The sequence below is a fragment of the Streptomyces sp. 3MP-14 genome (genome assembly GCF_006334905.2).
GTDB classification, from domain to species: Bacteria; Actinomycetota; Actinomycetes; order Streptomycetales; family Streptomycetaceae; genus Streptomyces; species Streptomyces triticirhizae.
In genome coordinates this window covers 141,655-159,478 of the sequence record NZ_VDLZ02000011.1, presented here as the reverse complement: position 1 = coordinate 159,478, position 17,824 = coordinate 141,655, and the positions used below count along the sequence as shown (strand labels likewise).

The 17,824-nt window shown below is 74.8% G+C and carries 16 protein-coding genes and 1 tRNA gene; 6 read left to right on the top strand and 11 right to left on the bottom strand.

Going from position 1 to position 17,824, the window contains the following annotated elements; genetic code table 11:
* Positions 1 to 125 precede the first annotated feature (125 nt).
* Positions 126 to 719 carry a TetR/AcrR family transcriptional regulator gene (locus tag FH609_RS19295; RefSeq protein ID WP_139669710.1) on the top strand — a complete coding sequence of 198 codons (594 nt, stop codon included), beginning with the start codon at positions 126 to 128 and terminating at the stop codon, positions 717 to 719.
* 93 nt (positions 720 to 812) lie between these two features.
* Here the strand turns inward: FH609_RS19295 and FH609_RS19290 are convergent, their stop codons facing one another.
* Positions 813 to 1,649: a VOC family protein gene (locus FH609_RS19290; RefSeq protein WP_139669708.1), complete on the bottom strand. Its 837-nt coding sequence runs from the start codon at positions 1,647 to 1,649 to the stop codon at positions 813 to 815.
* Between the two features lie 208 nt (positions 1,650 to 1,857).
* Here FH609_RS19290 and FH609_RS19285 point away from each other — a divergent pair, with 208 nt between their 5' ends.
* From FH609_RS19285 to FH609_RS19275, 3 genes are all read left to right on the top strand, one after another.
* Positions 1,858 to 3,045 (top strand): cytochrome P450 family protein, encoded by a 1,188-nt coding sequence (locus FH609_RS19285; protein ID WP_139669706.1) that lies wholly within the window; start codon positions 1,858 to 1,860, stop codon positions 3,043 to 3,045.
* A gap of 358 nt (positions 3,046 to 3,403) precedes the next feature.
* Positions 3,404 to 5,395: a glycosyltransferase family 4 protein gene (locus tag FH609_RS19280; RefSeq protein ID WP_139669704.1), complete on the top strand. Its 1,992-nt coding sequence runs from the start codon at positions 3,404 to 3,406 to the stop codon at positions 5,393 to 5,395.
* A gap of 160 nt (positions 5,396 to 5,555) precedes the next feature.
* A complete protein-coding gene (locus tag FH609_RS19275) occupies positions 5,556 to 6,215 on the top strand; it encodes an HAD-IA family hydrolase (RefSeq protein WP_139669702.1) in 660 nt (219 codons plus the stop codon).
* 47 nt (positions 6,216 to 6,262) lie between these two features.
* Here FH609_RS19275 and FH609_RS19270 read toward each other — a convergent pair whose 3' ends face one another.
* The 4 genes from FH609_RS19270 to FH609_RS19255 all read right to left on the bottom strand — a co-directional run bounded on the left by FH609_RS19270 (position 6,263) and on the right by FH609_RS19255 (position 9,615).
* Positions 6,263 to 6,679 (bottom strand): hypothetical protein, encoded by a 417-nt coding sequence (locus FH609_RS19270; protein ID WP_139669701.1) that lies wholly within the window; start codon positions 6,677 to 6,679, stop codon positions 6,263 to 6,265.
* A gap of 164 nt (positions 6,680 to 6,843) precedes the next feature.
* Positions 6,844 to 7,593, bottom strand: coding sequence for an aspartate/glutamate racemase family protein (locus FH609_RS19265; RefSeq protein WP_139669699.1), 750 nt, complete (start codon positions 7,591 to 7,593; stop codon positions 6,844 to 6,846).
* Positions 7,590 to 8,144: a hypothetical protein gene (locus tag FH609_RS31780; RefSeq protein WP_226961811.1), complete on the bottom strand. Its 555-nt coding sequence runs from the start codon at positions 8,142 to 8,144 to the stop codon at positions 7,590 to 7,592. Before FH609_RS31780 ends, FH609_RS19265 begins: the two co-directional genes overlap by 4 nt.
* Before the next feature lie 244 nt (positions 8,145 to 8,388).
* A complete protein-coding gene (locus FH609_RS19255; protein ID WP_139669697.1) occupies positions 8,389 to 9,615 on the bottom strand; it encodes a helix-turn-helix domain-containing protein in 1,227 nt (408 codons plus the stop codon).
* Positions 9,616 to 9,891: 276 nt separating this feature from the next.
* Between FH609_RS19255 and FH609_RS19250 the strand changes: the two genes are divergently transcribed.
* Entirely contained in the window at positions 9,892 to 10,149 is a 258-nt protein-coding gene (locus FH609_RS19250; RefSeq protein WP_226961810.1) for a type I-E CRISPR-associated protein Cas6/Cse3/CasE, read from the top strand.
* A gap of 72 nt (positions 10,150 to 10,221) precedes the next feature.
* Here the strand turns inward: FH609_RS19250 and FH609_RS19245 are convergent, their stop codons facing one another.
* From FH609_RS19245 to FH609_RS19225, 5 genes are all read right to left on the bottom strand, one after another.
* Positions 10,222 to 10,455: a hypothetical protein gene (locus FH609_RS19245; RefSeq protein WP_139669695.1), complete on the bottom strand. Its 234-nt coding sequence runs from the start codon at positions 10,453 to 10,455 to the stop codon at positions 10,222 to 10,224.
* Between the two features lie 62 nt (positions 10,456 to 10,517).
* Entirely contained in the window at positions 10,518 to 13,040 is a 2,523-nt protein-coding gene (locus FH609_RS19240) for an ABC transporter permease (protein WP_226961809.1), read from the bottom strand.
* Positions 13,040 to 13,753 carry an ABC transporter ATP-binding protein gene (locus FH609_RS19235; RefSeq protein ID WP_319789609.1) on the bottom strand — a complete coding sequence of 238 codons (714 nt, stop codon included), beginning with the start codon at positions 13,751 to 13,753 and terminating at the stop codon, positions 13,040 to 13,042. The genes FH609_RS19240 and FH609_RS19235 overlap by 1 nt, the downstream gene beginning before the upstream one ends.
* Positions 13,754 to 13,984: 231 nt before the next feature.
* The gene (locus tag FH609_RS19230) at positions 13,985 to 14,629 is read right to left on the bottom strand and encodes a helix-turn-helix domain-containing protein (RefSeq protein WP_139669691.1); all 645 of its coding nucleotides are present in this window, start codon (positions 14,627 to 14,629) and stop codon (positions 13,985 to 13,987) included.
* A 107-nt stretch (positions 14,630 to 14,736) separates the two neighbouring features.
* The gene (locus tag FH609_RS19225) at positions 14,737 to 16,272 is read right to left on the bottom strand and encodes an MFS transporter (protein WP_226961808.1); all 1,536 of its coding nucleotides are present in this window, start codon (positions 16,270 to 16,272) and stop codon (positions 14,737 to 14,739) included.
* A gap of 63 nt (positions 16,273 to 16,335) precedes the next feature.
* Here FH609_RS19225 and FH609_RS19220 point away from each other — a divergent pair, with 63 nt between their 5' ends.
* The gene (locus FH609_RS19220) at positions 16,336 to 17,340 is read left to right on the top strand and encodes a helix-turn-helix transcriptional regulator (RefSeq protein WP_139669687.1); all 1,005 of its coding nucleotides are present in this window, start codon (positions 16,336 to 16,338) and stop codon (positions 17,338 to 17,340) included.
* Positions 17,341 to 17,706: 366 nt separating this feature from the next.
* Here the strand turns inward: FH609_RS19220 and FH609_RS19215 are convergent.
* Positions 17,707 to 17,783, bottom strand: a tRNA-Met gene (locus tag FH609_RS19215).
* Positions 17,784 to 17,824: the final 41 nt, after the last annotated feature.

The following is a 17,824-nucleotide window of genomic DNA, read 5'->3' as shown; positions in this document are numbered from 1 at the left end:
GAATCGGAGAATCGGAAGGGAGAGCGAAACAGCAAGATGAAGCTCAGCTTCACGTTACGCAGCATAGCCTGAGACCCGAGCCCCGATACCCGAGGCGGGGGCGGGCGGGGAACGGAGGTGGACGGATGCGGGCCGACGCCCGACGCAACCGGGAGCGGATCGTCGCCGGCGCGCTCGACCTGTTCGCCGCGCGCGGCCCGGCCGTTTCGATGGAGGACATCGCGCACGCGGCCGGGGTCGCGGTCGGCACCCTCTACCGGCACTTCCCGCACCGGAACGCGCTGGTCGCCCAGATCGCGGAGGGCGCGCTGACGGACCTGTTGGCCGTCACCCGCGAGGTCGCGGCCGGGGACGGAACCGGTTGGCAGCACCTCGACGACATCGCGCGCCACTGCGCCGGACTGCCCCTCGCCCTGGTCAAGACGCTGATGCGGGAGCTGCCGGGGACCGAGGCGCTGGAACGGCTGAACGCCGAGAGCGACGCGTCGCTCACCGCGATCGCCGCGCGCGGCCAGCGGGACGGCAGCATTCGCGCCGACCTCACCCCAGCCGAGGTCCTCGAACTCTTCAGCATGGCGACCTGCCGGGCCGGCGCCAAGGCCGGCGACTCGGTCTCCACGGTGATACTCGACGGGCTCCGCGGCGCCGGCACGACCCCAGCAACCCGGGCGACCCGGGCGACCCGGGCGGCCTCGGCATCGGACGAGCCCCGCCGCTGAGTCGGGAACGGCCCCCGTTCCGCCCGGCGGCGCGCCGCGCGTTCGGCGGCGCGCCGGCGCGCGTTCAGGCGCCGGCGCGCCCGCGCGCGGCGGTCAGGGCTCCATGCGCGGCGGCTCGCCCCGGGTCGTGGACACGTCGATCACCGAGAGCGAGGCGCCCTGCGGGTCGCTGAGGGCGGCCATCCGCCCGAAGGGACTGTCCGTCGGGCCGCTGTGCACCGTCCCGCCGAGCCGCTCGGCGGTGCGAACGGCGGCATCGCAGTCCGGCACCGCGTAGTAGACCTCGATCCGGGGCGCCGCCGAGGCAGGGGCGTCGGCCGGCGGCACATACCGGCCGCCGACCATCCGGTCGCCGACGTTCCACACCAGGTAGTCCATGTCCTCGCCCGGCTCGCTCTCCATCCGCCGGGCCCGGAACGGGAAGACGCCGGGGAAGAACGCGTCGGCCGCCGCCGGGTCGCGGGTGACGACCTCGCTCCAGACGAAGGCGCCGTTGGCGTCGACCCGGCCGAAGCCCGGATGCCGGCCCGGCTGCCAGACGCCGAAGAGCACCCCGCCCGGGTCCCAGCCCAGCAGCATCGCGCCCAGGTCGCCGACGTCCATCGGCTCGGCCAGCAGCTGCCCGCCGTGCTCCCTGATCCGGTTGGCCGTCGCGCCCACGTCGGGCGAGGCGTAGTAGAGCACCCAGGCCGGCGGCACCTCCTGGCCCGGCAGCTGCGGGGAGAGCCCGGCGACCGGCTGGCCGTCCGCGAACGCCTGGGTGTACCGGCCCTCCGCCGCGGCCTCCTCGTCGAAGGTCCAGCCGAACAGCTCGCCGTAGAACGCCTTGCCGGCCCGGAGGTCGGGCAGGGTGGCGTCGGCCCAGCAGGGCACGCCCTCGGGAAAGCCCCCGGCAGGGCCCTCGGCGTGCCCCTCGTCCTGACCAGCCATGGGTGTGACCTCCTGAACGGCTCGCGGCGGATGAACGCGCGCCCCCGCGCACTCGATACGCACGGCGTGCACGGCGCGAGCGCGGCTTTTGCGCCGGTTTACGTTCCTCCACGCTAGCCACCCGCGCCCCGTCCCGCAGGTCAGGGAACACGGTGGTTTCCGTCAGGTCCCCGCCACCGAGGCGGGTGGGGCGAGGACAATGGGCCGGATGAGCACCCTCACCCCGCCCGAGTCGTCGCGGCTGCCCGAGCCGTTCACCGCCGCGTTCACCCAGCGGCCGCACGTCGTGCTCGCCGAGCTGCGCGAGGCCGCCCCGATCCACCATGTGGCGCTGCCCGACGGCTCCCCGGTGTGGCTGGTCACTCGGGACGCCGACGTTCGACCACTGCTCGCCGACCCCCGACTGTCGGTCAGCAAGCGGCACGCCCGCACCCGCTGGGCCGGCTTCGCGCTGCCGCCCGAACTCGACGCCAACCTGCTGAACATGGACGGCGGCGACCATCTGCGGCTGCGCCGGCTGGTCTCGCACGGCTTCACGCCGCGCCGGGTCGCCGCGCTGCGCGGCGCGATCGAGTCGGCGGCCGCGTCCTGCGCCGGGGCGCTGACCACGGATCTGGTCGCCGAGTTCAGCACCCCGCTGCCGCTGACCGTGATGAGCGACCTGTTCGAGGTGCCGGAGGCGGACCGCCGCCCGTTCGCCGGCTGGATCTCGACGATGCTGGCGCCGCCCAGCGCCCGGGCCGCCGCCGAGGCGCTCGCCGGCGTGCACCGCTTCCTGCTGGAGCTGGTCGCCGAACGCAGGGCGGCGCCGCGCGACGACCTGCTGTCCACGTTGATCGCGGCCAGGGACGAGGACGACCGGCTGAGCGAGGAGGAGCTGGTCTCGCTCGCGTTCCTGCTGCTGGGCGCCGGGATCGAGAACGTGCAACACACGTTGTCCGCCGGCCTGTTGGCGCTCAGCGAGGAGCCCGAGCAGCTGGCGGCGCTCCAGGCAGAGCCGGGGCTGCTGCCCGGCGCCGTGGAGGAGTTCCTCCGCCACGGCCACCCCAACCTGGTGGCGCTGCGCCGCTTCGCGACCGAGCCGCTGGAGATCGCCGGCACCACCGTGCCGCGCGGCGACACGGTCCTGCTCGGCCTGGCCTCGGCCAACCGCGACCCGCGCCGGCACCGCGACCCCGACCGGTTCGACATCCGCCGCCCCGACCCGGCCGCCCACCTGGCCCTGGGCCAGGGCGTCCACTACTGCCTGGGCGCGCCGCTCGCCCGGCTGGAGCTGACGGTCACCCTCAGCACCCTGCTGCCCCGGCTGCGGCCGCACTGCTTCACCGACCCGGCGTGGAGCACCAGCTTCCGCTCCCACGCCCTCAGCCAACTCCGGCTCGCCCCCGGGGCCTGAGGCGCACGGCGTGCGACTCGACGGCGTGCGGCGTCCGGCCCGGCGGCGGTCGACCCGGCGGCGTCCGGCCCAGCGGCGGTCGACCCGGCGGCGGTCGACCCGGCGGCGTGCGGCGGTCACGGGATCACCGGTAAGGATGAACCACGGCGGGGCGCCGGCGACCGGACCGCGCCATCAAGCCCCCGCGCGGACAGGGCGGTTCGCGGGCGCGTGCGGCGCCGGAGCGGGGTACACGGGTGGGTTCGCTGTGTCACCATCTGCCGCGTTCGGCACATTCGTCGGGCGACTCACTCGTCGCTGAGCCGCGCGCCCGCTCGCGGCGGGGGCGCGGTCTCACCGGAACTCAGGCGAAAGAACCGTGAAGATCACCTTCCTGCTGCACAACGCCTATGGCATCGGGGGCACCATCCGCTCGGCGGCCAACCTCTCCACCGCGCTCGCCGAACGCCACGAGGTGACCGTGGCCAGCCTCTACTGCCATCGGGACAGCCCCGGCCTGGACTTCGACCCCCGGGTCCGGCTGGTCGGGCTGATCGACCAGCGGGAGGGCTCCAAGGACCTCGCCCTGCCGGCCGCCGACCAGCCGAGCGAGGTCTTCCCGGCCTCGGTGGGCGGGGTGTCGGGGCTGTCCGACCAGCGCATGGCGGACTATCTGGCGCACAGCGACGCCGACGTGGTGATCAGCACCCGCCCGGTGCTCAACGTCTATCTGGCCCGCTTCGGCGTGCCGGGGCGCTATCTGCGGATCGGGCAGGAGCACTCCACTTTGACGGTGCGCGAACAGGCCGGGCACCGGGAGCTGCAACTGAACGCCGTCGCCCAGCTGGACGCCTTCGCGCCCGTCTCCAGCAACGACGCCGCCGCCTACCGCGCCGCGCTCCCCGAGGCGGCCGGCCGCATCCGGCACATCCCCAACTCCTCGCCCGCGCCGGCCGTCACCCGGTCCACCGGCGAGAACCGGCTGGTGGTGGCGGCGGGCCGGCTCGTCGCCCAGAAGCGCTACGACGTGCTGATCGACGCGTTCGCCCGGCTGCGCGAGGAGTTCCCCGACTGGGAGCTGCGGATCTACGGCAGGGGCCCGCTGCGCGATCCGCTGCTGGAGCAGGTCGACCGGCTCGGCCTGGCCGGCCGGGTCCGCCTCATGGGGGCCGTCGCGCCGCTGGACACCGAGTGGGCCAAGGGCGCCGTCGGCGCCGTCTCCTCCACCTGGGAGTCCTTCGGGCTGACCATCGTCGAGGCCATGGCCTGCGGGCTGCCGGTGGTCTCCCGGGACTGCCCCTACGGCCCGTCCGAGATCATCACGCCCGACGAGGACGGGGTGCTGGTGCCGATGGACGAGGGGGACGAGGGGCTCGCCGCAGGGCTGCGCCGGCTGATGGCCGACCCCGAACTCCGCCGCCGGATGGCCGAGAACGCGATCCGCACCGCCGCCCGCTACGAGCCGTCGGTGGTCGCCGAGGCGTACGAGGAGCTGTTCACGGCCCGGCCGCGCGGCGGCGGGGTGCGGCGGCTGCGGGGCAGGCTCCGCCGCCGCCCGGACCGGCGGCTGGTGGTGGCCGCCAGCGCGGAGGCGCCGGCGCGGCCGGCGGCGCACTGCGTCGCCACGGCCGACGGCGGCTTCACCGTGGCGCTGACCCCGGCAGAGCCCGGTGACCTGGTGTTGCGGCTGCGCGACGACCCGGAGGGCCGGCAGCTGCGGCTGCCACTGGACCGCGAGGGGCGCGGCACGGTCAGCAGGGCCGAACACCGGCTGGCCGAGGGCCGTTGGGACGCCTATGTCACGGCCTCGACGGCGGCCAGGGCGCGGCGGCTGGTGGCCCACCGCGTCGAGCAGGCGGCGCTGGTCGGGTCTGTGCCGACGGTCGGCGAGGGCGGGGTGACCTCGTGGATTCCCTACACCACCAAGGAGGGGAACCTCACCATCCGCACCTGGGGCCGGCCGGCCCATGCCGAGGTCGCCGACATCACGCTGGACGAGGAGTCCGCGCTGGTGACCGCGACGCCGCACGGCCCGCCGGCCCAGCTGGCGCTGGCGGTGCGCCAACAGGAGCCGGACGTCCTCGACTTCACCATCCCGCTGCGGGTGCTGCCCACCGGGCGGGTGCTGTTGACCATCCCCTACGAGCGGGCCCTGGCCGCGCCGCACGGCCGGTGGAACCTGCTGATCCGCTCCTCGGACGGAACGTTGGTGCCGCTGGGGCGGATCGGCGGGGACACGGTGGACCGCCGGCGGACCGACCTCTATCCGCTGGTCACCCGGGGCGGGAACACCCTCCGCCTGGGCTACACCGGCGACAACGCGCTCGTGCTGACCACCGCGCCGGTGCGCCCGAAGGACGCCCCCCACTGAGCCACGCACCAGGCCGGCCACCAGGCCGACGACCCCCCGGACCGCGCGGCGGGCGGCCCGCGCGGCGCGGAGGGCACGCCCCGCGCTCCCGAGGGCGCGTCGGAGCAGGCCGGCCGGACTCGGCGGGCGGTCCCACCGGGACCGGTGGCAGGCTGGTGTCGTGACCACGGGTCTTCCTTTCCTCGGCGCCAGGGCGCTGCTGCTCGATGTGGACGGGGTGTTGATCGACTCGGCGGCGCTGCACCGCCGGGTGTGGAGCGCCTGGGCCGTGCTGCGGGGGCTCGACCCGGAGGCGGTGTGGGCCGCCTCGCAGGGCCGGCGGCGGCCCGACGTGCTGGCGCTGGTCGCGCCGGAGCTGGCGTTCCCCGAGGAGGACGCGCTGCTGACCGAGCTGTCCCTGGCCGAGGAGCACACGCTCTCGGCCTTCCCTGGCGCGGTGGAGGTGCTGCGGACGTTGCCCATCGACCGCTGGGCCGTGGTCACCTCGGGCGGTGGCGCGGCCGTGCGCCGCCGGATGGCCAGGCTGGGGCTGCCCGCCCCGCCGGTGCACGTCTGCGCCAACGACGTGAGGGCCGGCAAACCGGACCCGGAGGGCTACCTCAGGGCGGCCGCCGCGCTCGGCGCGCCGCCGGGCGACTGCCTGGTCGTGGAGGACTCACCCGCCGGCGTCGCGGCGGGCAAGGCGGCCGGCTGCACCGTGCACGCCCTGACCACCACCCACGCCGCCGAGGAACTCGCGGCGGCCGACGGCCTGTTCGACAGCCTGGGCCAGGCCTTGGCCGGCCGGTTCGGCCCCGTTCAGCGCCGCTCCCCGGACTGACGTACGCCGCGCCCGGCCGAGCCGGTTACCGTTCCCGGCCGAGCCGGTCACCGCTCCCCGCCCGGCGCCGCGCCGGCGGCGCCCGGTATCGCGCGGCGGGTGAGGTCGCTGGCGCAGCCGTCGCACAGCGCGGTGATCCAGACCTCGCCGCGACCGCCCCGGAACCGGGGGCGGCCGGGGCCGCCGCAGGTCTCACAGGTGCGCTCGGAGGCCGACTCCGTCGCGTCGGTCAGCTGGGTCGCGAGGTCGGCCCACTGGCCGTCGAAGTCGCCCTGGTCGTCGAAGCGGTCGGCGACGCAGATGCGCAGGCCGCCGAGGCCGCGTTCGCACTTCTCGATCCGGTAGTCGGGCGCGAGGGCGAGCAGCTGCTGGTGCAGCCTGACCAGCAGGGCCGCCCATCCGGGCCCCACCGTCTCCTGCCATGCCGGGAGCTGCCACTCATCGTGGATGACGAGGTCTGCCATGACCCCCATGCTGTCGCATGGGTCTGACAATTCCGCCGGCTCGGGCCCGCCAACTTCCCGTCAGGCGGCAATCGGCCAGACCCGATCGAGGATATGAGGCATAGGCTGAAAGTTTGATCAACTTCCCTCCCTCAACGATCACTTGGCCCGATCACTTGGCCCCATCACTTGGCGGAAGCCCCGTGGGCCGCGCCCACCGCCCCGCCCCGCCACCGGGGCGCCGGCTCCTCGCCCAGGCACACCGCGAAGGCCGCCTCGGCCGCCAGCCGGGTCGAGTCCAGCACCGGCAGCGGCGACACCTCGGCCGTGAGCAGCAGCGGGATCTCCGTGCAGACCAGGGCGACCGCGTCGCAGCCCCGGGCCGCCAGCCGTTCCACCACCTCGACGAACGCCCGCCGCGAGTCCGCCCTGACCTCCCCGTTCAACAGCTCGTGGAAGATGGTCCGGTGGACGAGATCGCGGTCCTCCGCCTCCGGGACCAGCGCCTCGATGTCCCGCCGTCCCAGCGCCTCCGGGTAGAGCCGGCCCTCCATCAGATAGCGGGTGCCGAGCACGCCCACCCGCCGCCGGCCGTCCCGCGCCGCGCGGGCGGCCACCACGTCGGGCAGGTGCAGTCCTGGCAGCGCCAGCGGTTCGCCCGGCAACTCCAGGGCCATGTGCGCCGTGTTGTCCGGGCAGACGAAGAACTCGGCCCCCGCGCCCGCCAGTCGCGCCACGCTCCGCGCGAGCACCCGGCGCACCGCCGCGTGGTCCCCGGTGTCCCAGCCCGGCATACTCCGCGCCAACGGGATGAGGTCCAGGGTCACTTCGGGGTGCTGGTGCTCCCCGAGCCGCTGGAAACCGAACCGGCAGAACGTGCGGAAGCAGAGGGCGGCGCCCTCCATGCTGTGGCCGAGAATCCCCAGATGCCTCATGGGCCAACGGTGCCACAGCCGGGTTCGACCGCTCGCTGGTGGCACCAGCAGTCGCAGGCCAGGTAGATCACCGGGATGCCGACGGGTGGCGGCGGGGCGACCGCCTTGGTGCACGAACGGTGGGCGCCGATGTGGCACTCCACCGTTCGGTAGGCGTCCGGCGTCCGCCGCCCGGCCGCCGTCACCACGTTCAACGCCCCGTGCAGCGCGGCCGGGTCGGTCAGGCAGGAGACGCGCGGCGGGATCAGCCACCGCGCGCACGGCCCCTCGGTGCGGGACGGCGGCGGCACGGTCAGCCGCTCGCCCGCGCCCAACACGGCGACGCCCGGCAGCCGCCAGCCGTCGGCCGCGCCGACCGGAACCAGCCAGAACATCGCGTGCTCCGCCGGCAGATGGATCACGGGCCCCGTCCGTTCGCCCAGGCGCGCGATCGCCCGCGCGCCCTCGACGCCGCCCGCCCCGACCGCGTCGAACCAACGGCCGCAGGGCACCGGGCGCGGCCCCTGCTCGGCGGTCGGCAGCCACACGGGAAAGGAACGTTCTGTCTGCACAAGGCACCTCCGGCGACATCGACGGGCGACCCGCTACCGAAAGTACCCGGACCATCACCCTCGGCATGAGGAGGAGGAATACGGGCAGCTCAGCGGCGCGGCGCCGATCGGGGCCGGGGGCGCGCGGGATCAACGGCGGGGCGCGGAGGATCGCCCCCGGGCGCGCGGCCGCCGACGACCGCCGGCGGCACCCGTCGGGTCGGGGCCGAGCGGCCGGGCCCGGCCGCTCGGCCCGCCCCGGCCGTCAGGCGCTCAGATGGAACCGGGCCGACATCCTCCGCAGCTGCTCCCGCACCCCGGTCCGCTCGCCGTAGACGATGCGGCGCAGCGTGGCGCGCGCGATCGGATGGTTCCTGACCAGCTGCGGCGCGATCCGTTCGGCGGCGGACAACTCGGCGACGGCCAGGTCCCGTTGACCCGACCAGAGGTGGGCCCTGGCCAGGTCCATGCGGTAGTGGCCGCGCCGGGAGGCCGGCAGGGCGGCCACCACGGCCGGGTCGAGCCGCTCGTGGCGGCGCAGCGCCTCGTCCTGCCGGCTCAGCTCCAGCGCGACGTTGACCCCGTGAATCCCGACGTTGCCGGCGGAGAACGTCAACGAGTGCAGGTCGTCGGCCAGTTCGGGGCCGCCGGCCATCCGGCTGGCGGCCTCGCCGGCCAACTCCAGCCGGTGGTCGGCCTCCTGGGCGTTGCCCGCCCTGGCGGACGACACGGCGGCGCGCAGCTGGAGCGAGCCCCACACGCGCAGCGCCGCCGGCTCGCCGCGCTCGTAGGCGTCCGAGATCCCGCGCAACGCCTTGTCGCCCAGCGCCAACGCGTCGTCCCAGTCGGCCGTCGCCCACATGTCCCAGGCGCGCATCCAGTCCACGACGGCCGGCAGCAGCGGGTCCCCGGACCGCTCGGCGGCCCAGGTCGCGCGCTCGGCGGCGAGCGTGATCAACTCGGGGTGGCCCAGCGCATGGGCCGAGGTGTGGGCGAACTTGCAGGCCACCGCGTAGATCGCGAAGGCCGCCTCACGCTCGGCGCCGGTGGCGGCCTCGGCCAACGCCCGCGCCTCGCGCAGCAGGTCGGGCAGGCAGCCGAGGATGCCGGTGTTGTCGGCGTCGTCCCGCAGCCGGTGCAGCCGACGCATCGCGCCCCAGAGCGCCGCCGAGGACGCGGGCGTGCCCTCGAACGTCGGCGCCAGGTCGTAGCGGCGCAGCTCCCGCAGGGTCATGGCGGCCGAGACCCGCCACTGGTTCTCGGCGGTACTGCCGGTGAACGGGCGCTCGATCAGCTCGTTGGGGTGGATGTGCAACACCCCGGCCAGCGCGTTGATCACGCTGGCGCGGTCCAGCTCGATGTCGCCGCTCTCCACCTTGGAGACCCAACTCTGCGTCCGCCGCAGCCGCGTGGCGACATCCGCCTGCGTCAACCCGAGCCGCAGCCGCGCCCGCCGCAGCCGCTGGCCGATGGACTCGCTCTCCTCCACCATCGCTCAGCTCACCGCCAGAGGAGTAACGGCCGTGTAGGGCAAGGGAGTTGTCAGGGACATCGGTCCTCCAGAACGCCACCGGACACCAGCACCCGGGACGCTACCCCCGCCCCCCACCCCGCCACCCCTCCACTTCCCACCCACGACACCCGTGCGAGGGCCCACCCGAACGCCGCCGGGTCAGCGGCCCCGCCTTCGGAAGCCCCGCTCCGGGTCGAGGGTGACCTGGCCGGCGAGGTCGGTGAGGCAGTCGCCGTCCGGCGAGAACTCCAGCGTGTGCCGGAAGCGGAGCGCCCCTTCCCCGCGCCGCCACTCCGTGGGCGGCTTCAGCCCTCGGCCTCCGAACCAACGCGCGGGCAGGCGCACGGTGTTCAACGCCAGCGCGCGCTGCTGCTCGCGCCACAGCTCGGGGTGGCGGTGCGCGGCGAGTTGACCGTTACGGACCCGGCCGCCTTCGCCAGAACCCTGTCCACCGGCCTGGGCCGCGCCAAGTCCTACGGCTGCGGCCTCCTGCTGGTCAAACCGGCGCGGTAGCGAGCGACGACGAGAGGGCGCGGAGGGCGATGGCCGTCCGCACCTTCTCGCGGTGTGGGTGTCAGCCCTCGGCTACTTCTCCTCGCCCGCCCCCGGCTCCGCGTCCGCGGCGGCCGGCTCCGTCGACTCCTCGGAGTCGGGGGTCTCCGGCAGCGTGCCCTTCTTCGCGGCCTTGGCGGCGGCGCGGCGTTGGGCTCGGTTGCCTTCGGGGTCGGGGGTGACCTCCTCGGGCTCGGTCAGGGGGCGGAAGCCCTGCCGGTCCTGGAGGAGGTTCGCCTGATGGGGTCGGGGTGCCTTCTTCGCCATGGTGGTGCCTTTCGTTGGACGGTCCGCCGGACAGTCTGCCGGTTCTCGGGGGTGGGCGCCGCTCAAAATGCGTGGTGGTCGCCCCGGCGCATCGCGAGGCGGGCGGGGACGGCGGTGGCGGTCAGGGCGAGGACGGTGGCCCCGCCGGCGACCGCGAGGTAGCCGCCGGGCGTCAACGCCGGGGCCGGCGCGCCGGTCATGCCGGTGGCGAAGGCGGTCAGCGTGGCCAGCGCGATGCCGGTGCCGAGCAGGATCGCGGTGCCGGCCACGGCCAGGGACTCCAGCCGCACCACGGCGCGCAGTTGCCGCCTGGTGGTGCCGACCTTCCGCAACAGGGTGAACTCGCGGCGCCGTTCGGCGGTGGCCATGGCCAGGGTGTTGACGGAGGCGATGGTGGTGAACGCGAGGATCAGCCCCATGCCGAGGAACGCGACCTCGGCGTTGGCCTCGCGTTCCACCGCCCTCGCCTCGGCGACGGCGCTGCCGGCGGCGACGGCCAGCCCGGGCAGGTCGGCGAGGGCCGCGTTGAGCGTCTCGGCGTCGGCCTCGCCGCTGACCAGCACGGACTCGGCCAGCGGGCGGTCGAGGTGCCGGGCCAACAGGGCGTGGTCCAGGGTGAGTTCGCCGAAGCCAAGGCCGCGTTCGTAGACGGCGATCACGGTGAGGTCGACCGGGGTCCCGTCCCCGAGCACCACGGCGAACGTGTCGCCCGGGCCGAGCCCGTGGCCGTCCGCGACCAGGTCGCTGACCGCGACGGTCTCCGGCCCCAGGTCGTCGAGGGAGCCGCTGGTCAGCCCCAGGTCGAGGGCGGTCGCCGCGCCCTCGGCCGTGACGCCCTGGACCGGGTACTTGTCGAGCCCTGGGGTGCGGACCGTGCCGCGCACCACCTCGGTGACGGCCGTTGTCCCCGGCAGGTCCCGCAGGCGGCTCGCGGCCTCGGCCGGCACGCCGGGCCCTTGGGCGGTGACCACCCAGTCCGCCAACACGCCCCGCCCGGCCTGGCGTTCGGCGGCCTCGCCGAGCGTGGTCTGGGTGAAGAGAATCGTGCAGGCCATCGCGACCAGCAGCGTCAACGGGGTGATGACGGCGGCCAGTCGGGCCGCGTTCGCCCTGGCGTGTTCGGTGGCCAGGTGGCCGGTCACGCGGAAGGCGCGCAGCGGGGCGCCCAGCAGCGCGAACGCGGCGCGGGCCAGCGGCGGACCGAGCAGCGCCACGCCCACGCAGAGCAGCAGCACGGTGAGGTAGGTGACGGGCGTCGCCGCCGGCTCGGTGCGCAGCGTGGCGAGCACGGCGAGCAGCACGGCACCGCCGGCGAGGGCGAGGACGCCGGCCAACGGCCGGAACCAGCCGGCGGCGACCGGTTCGACGGCGGCCTCGGCCAGCGCCTCGGTCGGCCGGACGCGGGCGGTGCGGCGGGCCGAGATCCGGGCGGCGAGCCAGGCGGCCAGCGCCGTCGCCAACAGTGCGGCGGCCGGCGGGAACGGGCTGCTGACCAGCCTCAGCGTGGCCGGAACGTTGCCCATCCCGACGAACTCGTCGAACAGCCAACGCCCCAGCGGCATCCCGGCCAGCGCGCCGAGCGCGCCGGCGACCAGCCCGATCAGCAGCGCCTCCCGGCCGATCAGCCGCCGGATCTGGCGCGGGGTGGCGGCGATGGCGCGCAACAGCGCGAGTTCGGCGCGGCGTTGCTGCCCGGTCAACGTGAACGTGCCGACCACCACCAGCACCGCGACCAGCAGCCCCGTTCCGCCGATGGCCCCGCCCATGCTGACCAGTTGGACGCGGGCGTCGGCGGCGCCCAGGAACTCGGCGGCGCCGCGTTCGTCGCCGGCGCGGACCTGGAGGGTGGTGCCATCGAGCGCCCGATCCAGCCGCTCGCGCAGCGCGGCCTGGTCGGCGCCGGGTTCGGGCAGGACGCCGATGGCGGCGAGCTGGCCTGGCCGGTCGGCGAGCCGGGTGGCCTCGGGCTCGGTGAAGAACAGGGCGGCCTGCTCGGTGAGTTCGCCGCCCCCCGGGGTGGCGAGGCCGACCACGGTGTAGCGGGTGGGCGTGGCGGTGGCCTGCACGGTCACGGTGTCGCCGACGGCCAGGCCGGTGCGTTGGGCGAGCGCGGTGTCGATGACCAGCTGGTCGTCGGCCTCGGGCGCGGCGCCCTCGGTCAGGTGGAACGGGGTGAGCGCCGCCGAACTCCAGGCGTGGCCGAGCGACTCGGGGCCTGAGCCGTCCAGTGGCCCGTTCTCGCCCATGGCGACGGCCGGGAAGGTGACCTCGGGAACGACGGCCTCGACGCCATCGAGTCGGGCGAGTTGATCGACGGTGTCCGCCGGCAGCCAGACCCGTTCGGATACCGGCTTGGCCTTGCGCTTGACCTTGTCGCCCTTTCGCTGTTCGTGGTGCACATTCTGATCACCCGTGACCAGCAGGGGTGTTCCGGCGTAGCGCTCGGTGCGGATGTCGCCCCGCAGACCTGTCTCCAACAGGGTGCCGCAGGCGGTGACCAGGGCGGCGGCGCACAGCAGCGCCAGGAACGCGCCGACGAAGCCGGCTCTGCGGGCGCGCAGCGTCTGGAGGGCATAGCGCAGCATCAGGCCCACGCCCCCAGCCGCGTCATCCGGTCGGCGACCCGTTCGGCGGTGGGTTCGGTCATCCGGTCGGCGATCCGGCCGTCGGCCAGGAACAGCACGGTGTCGGCGAAGGACGCGGCCACCGGGTCGTGGGTGACCATCACCACGGTCTGGCCGCCGTCGACGACGCAGTCGCGCAGCAGCGTCAGGATCTCCCGGGCGGTCACGGTGTCCAGCGCGCCGGTCGGCTCGTCGCCGAAGATGACCTCGGGGTCGGTGATCAGCGCCCTGGCGATGGCGACCCGCTGCTGCTGGCCGCCGGAGAGCTGGGCGGGTCGGGCGTCGGCGCGGCCGGCCAGGCCGACGCGTTCCACCATCTCGTCGATGCGGCGACGCCCGACCCGGCGGCCCGCGAGGCGCAGCGGGAGGGCGATGTTATGCCGAACGGTCAGCGCCGGAACGAGGTTGAAGGACTGGAAGACAAAACCGATCCGGGCGCGACGCAGTGCGGTCAGTTGGTTCTCGGAGAGGTCACCGAGTTCGGTGTCGCCGATCCAGCAGCGGCCCGAGGTCGCGCGGTCCAGGCCGGCCGCGCAGTGCAGCAGGGTGCTCTTGCCCGAGCCGGACGGGCCCATCACGGCGGTGAAGCCGCCGCCCGGTATCGCGGTGGAGACGCCGTCGAGGGCGCGGATGCCCTGCCCCCGGCGGCCGTAGACGCGGGTCACCTCCTCCAGCCGGACGGCGGGGCGGGTTGGCGGGCGGTCAGCGAGGTGCGAGTGGGGACGGGGTGCGGGGTAGTGGTCGGGGTCGAGGTCAGGGCGGGGGCCGGGGTCGGGGCGGGGGCCGGGGCGGGGGCCGGGGTGCGGGTTGGTGCCGGCGGTCGAGGGCATGGCAACTCCGTTCGAGGAGGGGCGAGTCGGGGAGGTCAGGAGAGGTCGGGAGGCGTCGGGAGGCGTCGGGGGAGGTCAACGGGCGGCGTCGGGGCCCGCTGGGCCCTCGGCGGCGGGGGGACCGTCGGCGTCGGGAGGCGCGTCGGCCTCGGGGGGCCGTTCCGGGGCCGGGAAGGCGAGGAAGCGGGTGAGCACCGTGCGCGCCCCGGCCGGGGTCTCGTCCTCCGGGCGCCGGTAGCGGTTGAGCAGCGCGACATAGTCGTCGAAGAGCTGCCGCAACTCCTCCGGGGTGAGCCGTACGGTGCCCCGGGAGTAGGGGAAGGCGTCCCGCCAGGGCCCCGACTCCTCGTCCGCGCCCTGCCGTTGGGCGAAGAGCCGCAGGTCGGAGACGTAGGCGAGGCGGTTCATCTCATCCACGACGGCCCGGGTCTCGGGGTCCTGCTCGCCGCGCGGCGGCAGCCGCAGGTCCTGGGCGACGGCGCGCCACCAGCGTTCCCTCGGGTGGGCCGGGTCCGGTCCGGCGGCCGGGTCGGTCTCCTCGACGAAGCCGTGGGCGGCCAGGGCGCGCAGGTGGTAGCTGGTGGCGCCGGTGTTGAGGCCGAGGTCGCGGGCGAGTCGGGCGCTGGTGGCGGGGCCGTGGCGGGCCAGCTGGTCCAGGACCCGCAGCCGGCGGGGGTGTGCGAGGGCCTTGAGCGCTTCGAGGGAGGGCGTGAACGGCATATGCACAGACTCCTGTGCACAGGAGGTTGTGCACGATCGGGCGGACACCCGAAACGGGGGTGGGGATATCCCCACCCCCGTCCGGGAGTTCGGTGCGGTGCGGCCGGTCAGACCGTGGCGGGCTCGCGCACCGCCTCGTCGGCGGGCCGCTCGGCCTGGGCCTCATCGGCCGCCCGTTCGCTCGGCCCCTGCTCGGCGGAAGGCACGGCGGGCGGCGCGGCGGGCGGCGCGGCGGTCCTGGCGCGGCGCGGCAGCAGGAAGCCGAGGGCGAAGGCGAGCACGGTCAGCCCGAGTGCGGCCAGGGTGACCTGGCGGGCGGCCGTCAGATAGTCCTCGCCGCTCGGCAGCACGCCGACCGTGGAGAAGAACAGGGTGCCCAGCACCGCGACCCCGAGGCTGGCGCCCACCTGCTGGAACGACTCCAACAGGCCGGAGGCCGAGCCGATCTCGCGGTCGGTGACCTCCGCCATGATGATGTCGAAGAGCGGCACGAAGATCATGCCCATGCCCACCCCGTAGACCAGCAGCGCCGGGACCAGGTCCCAGCCGCCCAGGTCGACGCCGACCCGGCCGAGGGTCAGATGGGTGGCGACGAGCCCGACGACCATCAGCGCCAGCCCCAGGTGCAGGATGCGCCGGCCCAGCCGGCCCATCGCCGCCGAGGCGAACCCGGACCCGAGGAACGCGCCCACCGCCCACGGCGCCATGGTCACGCTGGCGCGCAACGGGCCGAAGCCCAGGCCCAGTTGCAGCAGCAGCGCGATCACCAGGGAGAAGCCGACGATGGCGCCGAAGAAGACCAGCACGAAGCCGACGCCCGCCGCGTAGGAGCGCTTGGCCAGCACGCTCAGCTCCACCAGCGGGACCCGGCCGGCCCGGGCCATCCGCCGCTGCCGGCGCAGAAACGTCCCGAGGGCGAGCACGGCGGCCACGGCCATGCCGGCCAGCCAGCCCGGCCAGCCCAACTCGCGGCCCTGCACCAGCGGGAAGATCAGCAGGAACATCGCCAGGCCGGCCAGCAGCGCCCCGACGCCGTCGAGCCGGAGCGACCGGTCACCCCGCCCGGCGGGCAGCACCCGGGCGCCGACGAGCAGACCGAACGCGCCCAGCGGCAGGTTGATCAGGAAGACCATCCGCCAGCCGGTGCCCAGCAGATCGGCGTCGACCAGGACGCCGGCGATCACCGGGCCGAGGATGGTGGCCAGCCCGATCACCGGGCCGAGCGCGCCAAACGCCTTGCCGAACTCGTGCGGGGGGAAGAGGTCCCTGATCAGCCCGAAGATCTGCGGGATCATCACCGAGGCGAACAGCCCCTGGATCACCCGGGCGACAATCAACGACTCGGGCGACCAGGCGAGTCCGCACGCGAGGGACGCCAGCAGGAACCCGGCCTCGCCCACCAACAACACCCGGCGGCGGCCCAGCATGTCGCCGAGGCGCCCGCCGGTGAGCAGGCCGACGGCCAACGCCAGGGTGTAGGCGGCGGCGATCCACTGGAGGCTCGTCTCGGAACCTCCCAGATCCCGCTGGATCGCGGGGCCGGCCACCGTGACCACGGTGGCGTCCAGCAGGTTCATGAGCATCGCGGCCAACAGGGCCCACAGGCCGAGCCACCGGTGGGGAACAACGGTTGCGTTCGTCATGGCCGTTACCCTCGCAGCGATAGCAGAAAGTTCCATTCCTGTATGGCGGGGAGGCTGGCGAACATGTTGGAGACATCAGCTCGACTGCTGCGCCTGCTCTCCCTGCTCCAGACGCCACGCGAGTGGAGCGGACCGGAGTTGGCCGAACGACTTCAGGTCACGACCAGAACCGTGCGCAACGACATCGACCGGCTTCGCCGGCTGGGCTATCCGGTGGACGCCATCCGGGGAGCGGTCGGCGGGTACCGGCTGGGGGCGGGCAGCTCACTGCCCCCGTTGCTGCTGGACGACGAGGAGGCGGTCGCCGTCACGGTGGGGCTGCGCACCGCGACGGCCGGGGCGATCGAGGGGATCGAGGAGTCCTCGCTGGGGGCGCTGGCCAAGCTGGAGAAGGTGCTGCCGCCCCGACTCCGGCGCCGGGTCGGGGCGTTGAGCGGCTTCACGGTGGCGGTGCCGGCGCGGGGCGGGCAGCCGACGGTCTCACCCGAGACGCTCACCACCATCGCGGCGGCCTGCCGGGACCGGGAACGGCTGCGCTTCGACTATCTGACGCGCGGCGCCGAGGAGCCGACGCGCCGGGAGGCCGAGCCGTACCGGCTGGTGAACTGGGGGCGGCGCTGGTATCTGATCGCCTGGGATGTGGCGCGGGAGGACTGGCGGACCTTCCGGGTGGACCGGCTGACGCTGAAGGTGCCCAACGGACCGCGCTTCGACGCCCGGCCGCTGCCGGACGAGGACGTGGCCGGCTATGTCTCCCGGGGTGTGGCCTCCGCGTCCCGGCGGGTCAGGGCCCGGGTGGTGGTGAACGCGCCGGCGGAGGAGCTGACCGCGCGGCTGCCCGCGTCGGTGGGGGTCGTCGAGCCGCTGGACGCCGGCCGGAGCCTGCTGCACACGGGGGCCGACACCGCCGAGCAACTCGTCTCCTGGATAGGCGTGTTGGGCGCCGACTTCGAGGTGCTGGACGCGGAACCCGAGATCGTCGAGCAGCTGCGCGGGATGCGCGACCGCTACACGAGGGCCCTCGCGGCGGCCACCGAACGGGCCGACTTCCCGGAACCGGAGGAGTGAGGCGGGGGAGTCAGCGAACGCAACGGGCACGGGCACGGGCACGGGAAGCCTGAGGGACGAAGCGAGGAACCGGAGAGCCGGAACGTGGAACCGGCGCCGGGCTGACCCATCACCCGCCGGGACGCCAGGACGCCAGGACGCCAGGACGCCAGGACGCCGGGACGCTCGGAGCCGGGGAAGTGGGAACGCCCGTGGGCGGGGCGGCGAGCCATGGGCCCGGCGGCGGGTGGCGAGTGGCGCGGACGGATGCCGGCGGGCATGAGCGCCGGCGGGGGCGGCGCGGGCACCGGGCAGCATGAACGCCGGCGCGCGGCGGCCCGAACACAGCGAACGGGCCCGGCACCTGAGTGCCGGGCCCGTCAACCGTGGTAGCGGGGACAGGATTTGAACCTGCGACCTCTGGGTTATGAGCCCAGCGAGCTACCGAGCTGCTCCACCCCGCGTCGTGGTCCCCACCCTACGCCATCCCCGGGGGTGCTCGCTC

Coding starts and splice junctions, on each gene's coding strand:
- FH609_RS19295 (WP_139669710.1), top strand. CDS start 126: ATGCGGGCCGACGCCCGACGCAACCGGGAGCGGATCGTCGCCGGCGCG.
- FH609_RS19290 (WP_139669708.1), bottom strand. CDS start 1,649: ATGGCTGGTCAGGACGAGGGGCACGCCGAGGGCCCTGCCGGGGGCTTT.
- FH609_RS19285 (WP_139669706.1), top strand. CDS start 1,858: ATGAGCACCCTCACCCCGCCCGAGTCGTCGCGGCTGCCCGAGCCGTTC.
- FH609_RS19270 (WP_139669701.1), bottom strand. CDS start 6,679: ATGGCAGACCTCGTCATCCACGATGAGTGGCAGCTCCCGGCATGGCAG.
- FH609_RS19265 (WP_139669699.1), bottom strand. CDS start 7,593: ATGAGGCATCTGGGGATTCTCGGCCACAGCATGGAGGGCGCCGCCCTC.
- FH609_RS19255 (WP_139669697.1), bottom strand. CDS start 9,615: ATGGTGGAGGAGAGCGAGTCCATCGGCCAGCGGCTGCGGCGGGCGCGG.
- FH609_RS19245 (WP_139669695.1), bottom strand. CDS start 10,455: ATGGCGAAGAAGGCACCCCGACCCCATCAGGCGAACCTCCTCCAGGAC.
- FH609_RS19240 (WP_226961809.1), bottom strand. CDS start 13,040: ATGCTGCGCTATGCCCTCCAGACGCTGCGCGCCCGCAGAGCCGGCTTC.
- FH609_RS19230 (WP_139669691.1), bottom strand. CDS start 14,629: ATGCCGTTCACGCCCTCCCTCGAAGCGCTCAAGGCCCTCGCACACCCC.
- FH609_RS19225 (WP_226961808.1), bottom strand. CDS start 16,272: ATGACGAACGCAACCGTTGTTCCCCACCGGTGGCTCGGCCTGTGGGCC.
- FH609_RS19220 (WP_139669687.1), top strand. CDS start 16,336: ATGTTGGAGACATCAGCTCGACTGCTGCGCCTGCTCTCCCTGCTCCAG.